This window comes from Actinoallomurus acaciae (assembly GCF_042429965.1).
Classification (GTDB): domain Bacteria; phylum Actinomycetota; class Actinomycetes; order Streptosporangiales; family Streptosporangiaceae; genus Actinoallomurus; species Actinoallomurus acaciae.
The window spans coordinates 1-976 of record NZ_JBHLZP010001141.1 but is presented as its reverse complement, the minus strand read 5'-3'; the positions used below and the strand labels follow the sequence as shown (position 1 = coordinate 976).

At 75.5% G+C, this 976-nt stretch carries 1 protein-coding gene and 1 pseudogene; both read left to right on the top strand.

Annotation, left to right across the window (positions count from 1 at the left end; genetic code table 11):
* Positions 1-294: substrate-binding domain-containing protein (locus tag ACFFNX_RS51155; RefSeq protein WP_378213761.1), on the top strand; the 294-nt coding region annotated here is incomplete at its 5' end.
* Between the two features lie 59 nt (positions 295-353).
* Positions 354-976: pseudogene (locus ACFFNX_RS51150) on the top strand (hypothetical protein); the annotation flags it as partial.

Below are 976 nucleotides of genomic sequence, written 5' to 3'. Positions count from 1 at the left end.
GCCACCGCGCTGATCACCAACAGCGACCACCTGGCCCACGTCGTCTACGCGGTGGCGGCCGGACGCGGCGTGCGCATCCCCGGCGACCTCTCCGTGGTCGGCCACGACGACCTGCCCACCTCGGCCCTGCTCGCTCCCCCGCTCACCACGTTGGCCGTCGACCGTCGCGCCATCGGCGTCACCGCGGCCGGCCTGCTCATCGACGCCCTCGCCGGCCGGCCGCCCGCGACACGCGACGTCAGCCTGCCCACCACCCTGCTCGTCCGCGGCTCGACCGCTCCGCCCCCGCGCTGAGCCCCGCCCGTACTCAAACGTTAAAGTGGCTCCCCTCGACCGGACGTGAGGAGCCGCCCGTGGAACCGCCCCCGTACGCACCGGGAACGACCACCAGGACGATCAGGCGGGCCGCGACCGCACGGGCCGGGAGCGTGGCCCCGTACCGCGTGCTGGCCGACGGACCGGGCGAGCCGCACACGGTCCGCACCGACCTGGTGCCGGAACGGGCGCCGGAGCCGGGCGGATCGGTGGTGCTGCGGACGGTGCACATCACCGACCTCCAAATCGCGGACCTGGCCTCGCCGGCACGCGTGGAGTTCCTCCAGGAGCTGGAGGGCACGCCCGGCCTGCGGCTGATGCTGCCGGCCTACCGGCCGCAGGAGTTCCTCGCCCTGCACGGCGCCGAAGCCATGATCCGGACCCTGCGCGACCCGGTGGCGGCCGGCGGGCCGATCGATCTCGTGCTGACCACGGGCGACAACACCGACAGCGCGCAGGCCAACGAGCTGCGCACCTGGCTCGACCTGCTCACCGGGGCCGCGCCGATCGACCCGTTGCGCGGTGCGGGCGCGCTGGACGAGACGCCGTCGGCCGTCCGCGGCGGCGCGTACTGGAACCCCGAGCCCGGCCCGGCCGACGTCTGGAAGCGCGAGCGCGGCTTCCCCGACGTGCCGGGCCTGCTGGCCGAGGCGGCCATGCC